The organism is Escherichia sp. MOD1-EC5189, from assembly GCF_002966045.1.
Lineage (GTDB): Bacteria > Pseudomonadota > Gammaproteobacteria > Enterobacterales > Enterobacteriaceae > Escherichia > Escherichia coli_F.
In genome coordinates this window covers 1-3513 of record NZ_PTRX01000069.1, presented here as the reverse complement: position 1 = coordinate 3513, position 3513 = coordinate 1, and the positions used below count along the sequence as shown (strand labels likewise).

Annotated in this window: 6 protein-coding genes and 1 pseudogene; 6 read left to right on the top strand and 1 reads right to left on the bottom strand. The window is 37.7% G+C overall.

The genetic code is table 11. The features are described from left to right. Positions 1–588 (top strand): RHS repeat-associated core domain-containing protein (locus ATB02_RS25340; RefSeq protein WP_123059871.1); only part of this gene is annotated, 588 nt, incomplete at its 5' end. Positions 589–607: 19 nt separating this feature from the next. Next, on the top strand, positions 608–904 hold the full coding sequence (locus ATB02_RS25335) for a hypothetical protein (RefSeq protein ID WP_105272391.1): 297 nt from the start codon (positions 608–610) through the stop codon (positions 902–904). Positions 905–966: 62 nt separating this feature from the next. On the opposite strand, the gene ATB02_RS25330 is transcribed toward ATB02_RS25335, so the two are convergent. Beyond that, positions 967–1227 carry a SymE family type I addiction module toxin gene (locus tag ATB02_RS25330; protein ID WP_274540905.1) on the bottom strand — a complete coding sequence of 87 codons (261 nt, stop codon included), beginning with the start codon at positions 1225–1227 and terminating at the stop codon, positions 967–969. Between the two features lie 167 nt (positions 1228–1394). Here ATB02_RS25330 and ATB02_RS27165 point away from each other — a divergent pair. From ATB02_RS27165 to ATB02_RS25315, 4 genes and pseudogenes are all read left to right on the top strand, one after another. Then, positions 1395–1485 (top strand): annotated as a pseudogene (locus ATB02_RS27165) (RHS repeat-associated core domain-containing protein); the annotation flags it as partial. Positions 1486–1601: 116 nt separating this feature from the next. Further along, positions 1602–1901 (top strand): hypothetical protein, encoded by a 300-nt coding sequence (locus ATB02_RS26825; RefSeq protein WP_241957651.1) that lies wholly within the window; start codon positions 1602–1604, stop codon positions 1899–1901. An 8-nt stretch (positions 1902–1909) separates the two neighbouring features. After that, positions 1910–2608, top strand: coding sequence for a hypothetical protein (locus ATB02_RS25320; protein ID WP_105272389.1), 699 nt, complete (start codon positions 1910–1912; stop codon positions 2606–2608). A 455-nt stretch (positions 2609–3063) separates the two neighbouring features. Next, positions 3064–3513, top strand: a 450-nt coding sequence (locus ATB02_RS25315; protein WP_123059870.1) for an ISAs1 family transposase, incomplete at its 3' end; no start/stop codon positions are given.

The window sequence follows — 3513 nt, the reverse complement described above, 5'->3', positions numbered from 1 at the left end:
ACAGGGCTGCATTACAATCTGCACAGGTACTATGATCCGGATGTCGGGCGGTTCATGGTAACGGACCCGATAGGGCTGGCGGGGGGAATAAATCTCTATCAATATGCGCCTAATCCGTTGGGGTGGATCGATCCGCTTGGATTAAGAAAATGTACTGGTGGTTTTTCAAGTGCGGATGATGCCGCGAGAGCTGCGTTAAATAAATATAACCCGATGTCTATATTTAAAAACAGAGAATATGGCGGAATTATATACAGAGCTAAAGATGGTTCTTATGGATATACACGCGGTCGTTTAGGCAAAGGTAGAACAGCGCCTTCGATGAACGCATCTTCAAGTAGAATGCCTAAAGATGCGACTATCGTTGGTCAATATCATACACACGGTGATTATTCGGACGTAAATTTCAACCGTACGGGGCAATCAGGAGATCATTGGAATAGCGATTCATTTTCTTTACAAGACATTAATGTTCACCGAGGTTTAGGAATACAGCATCCAACGTATGATAGTAGCTATCTCGGTACTCCGAGCGGTACATTTAAAGTTATGGGAAATAACTCTATATCCGTTAGTGAATTACCATAATAATTTAATAGGAGGTATAATGCGTATCCAGAGTGAAAAAATTGATGTCCTGTATGAATTAGAATCATCTGTTTTTGAATGCTTTCTAATTGCTGTTAATGAAGCAATTCGTAATAATTTTGATATAGTTGAGTGTAATGTTTCTATATTTCAAAAGGAATATTTAAACACGCATAAAAAAGAACTCATGATCCATTTTTTTCCTGTAAAAATCACACCGGAAAATGCAAGCGAATATGAGTTAGTTCAAGATGATTTTTGTGTATATATTGATGTTTTTACAAAAAAAGTAATTCGTTCATGTTCTAGTATATAAAGCATCACCTATTTAAGTGAGTAAAAAGCCGGAAATATATTTTATTCCGGCTTTTTTATTATTTAACTCTCGTTCAGCACACTAAACATCCCGACCTGCATCCCCTTAACTGACTGTTTAAAATGATAAAGTTCCCTGCGCAGTTCCTGTACTTCGTTGTTATCCGCAAGCAGGATCAGGCACCCTTCCGAGATCTTCACGGTAACGCCCGTGCCGCTCTCAAATCCCGCTTCTCTCAGCCATTTGGCGCTGATTTTGATCACCGGCGTGTCGCTGCGGTTGGGCAGATAACCCACGGTACAGCGACGCTGTGTTTTGGAAATAATATTTTTGTATTTAACCTGCTGATTAGATAGTAAAATAAACTTCGTGCAGATAGCTTATCTTTATCAGGGTATGGCGGTAGCGTATGAACTATGACGTGATGGTTTTAGTGATGTATATACGAAACTGACAGTACGATCCGGACTTCGATTAGACTGCGTGATTTGACCCGATAGGGCTGAGAGGCGGGTTAAACTTATATCAGTATGCACCGAATCCATTAAGTTGGATAGACCCTCTTGGGTTAGCTAAGTGCCCTCATGCTAAGCTAGCGAATAAAATTCAAGAGAGGGCAATTGATGGAAAAATCCCGAAAATCGCTCCCGGGAAAGTATCTCCCAAGGGATATCACGGTAGACTTTCGGAGCAAAGAATGCTGGAAATAATTAAAAATCCTGATGGTGTATATGTTTCCTCTGGCGGCAATAATAATATTATTTTTGCCAAGGATGGGGATATTGTTATTCTGGCGGGTAATAAGGCAGGAGCGGTTAAAGGGCAAGCGATTACATCTTATGGTTCTTCAGGGCCAAGAGGTGATAGCGGCGCGGCTATTTATGGTGGGCGAGCTAGCGATCCTGGGCTACCAATAACTGATAGCATGATTATAAATGGACAAATTCCGACCCCTGGTGGTGGATTCTTACCTCCTGCAACGGCTATAGCATTTTGAGGTTAACGATGAAATCTATTTTTTGGGATCTTGCTCATTTTAATATCTCGATGAAAAGTCAGTATGGTGACATCTATGAGCTGGAAAAAGACATAAGAAAATTTTTTGGAAGTAGTAATTTTAGTGAGATGGATTCGCTAGATTGGTTTTTAATCGATAAAGAAACCAAAGCGCTATCATTTTTATTACTAAGCATACCATCTTATTTTTGTAGTCCACATGAACATAAGTTAATTGATGCTAGTAATTTGCATGATATAAAATTATCAGACTGTATCGATAAATTTGCAAATAATGTGACTATTCAAGATACAGCTTCCTTTTCAACTGAAGAAAATACTTTAATTGTAACAACTGACTCATCGTTAATTTATCATAAAACACTTATTTCTGATGATCTTTATTTTCTATTAGGTGATGATTTATCATACCGAGGTTTTTTGTTGGTTAATGCAACCAATCATATTCCTGGTAATATTGAATCATTAAATAAAGGTATATCCGATTGGATTTTATCGAGAATGTTTGAGATATGTAATCAGGAATTTTATGACGCAATGGATGATAAGGACAAGGATTGCTTAATTATTATAAATGAATTGGAGAGAGATTGTCTAACTCATCAAAGTATAGATGACAGATTTCTCCAGATTATAGATTTTATAAAAAACATTAAATATACGTTTTATGATATAGATTTTGAGTGAGAATATCGGGAAGGTCTAATTAAGATCTTCCCGCCTTTTTTATTTTTAGATAAAAAGCTATCTTTTTATAATCAATTCCTGCAACAGGAAGATAATATATGATTTTATAAAAATAATTGATGGATAACACATATCATCGCACTACTTTGTCTTTAATAGCATGATGCGGGACTGTACTATCATCGGTTCCGGTACTATGACTGCGAGACGTGGTAATATCTGTGTACTGACCTGATAGGGTTAAAGGGCGGGTTAAACTTATATCAGTATGCACCGAATCCATTAAGTTGGATAGACCCTCTCTTGGGTTCAGGTAAAGATCACGTAACGCTGCTTTTTTGTACTAAACAATTCGCATTTTATGTTTAAAAATTGAGATATTCCTCATTACCTGAAGCTGTTTTTTTATTGCTTATACATGATCAAATACTCCTTACATAATTAAGGAGAACAAAATGGTACTTAAAAAATTGATGGAACATATTTCTGTTATTCCCGATTACAGACAAGCCTGGAAAGTGGAACATAAATTATCGGATATTCTACTGTTGACTATTTGCGCCGTTATTTCGGGTGCAGAAGGTTGGGAAGATATAGAGGATTTTGGGGAAACACATCTCGATTTTTTGAAGCAATATGGTGATTTTGAAAATGGTATTCCTGTTCACGATACCATTGCCAGAGTTGTATCCTGTATCAGTCCTGCAAAATTTCACGAGTGCTTTATTAACTGGATGCGTGACTGCCATTCTTCAGATGATAAAGGCGTCATTGCAATTGATGGAAAAACGCTCCGGCACTCTTATGACAAGAGTCGCCGCAGGGGAGCGATTCATGTCATTAGTGCGTTCTCAACAATGCACAGTCTGGTCATCGGACAGATCAAGACGGATGAGAAATCCAAT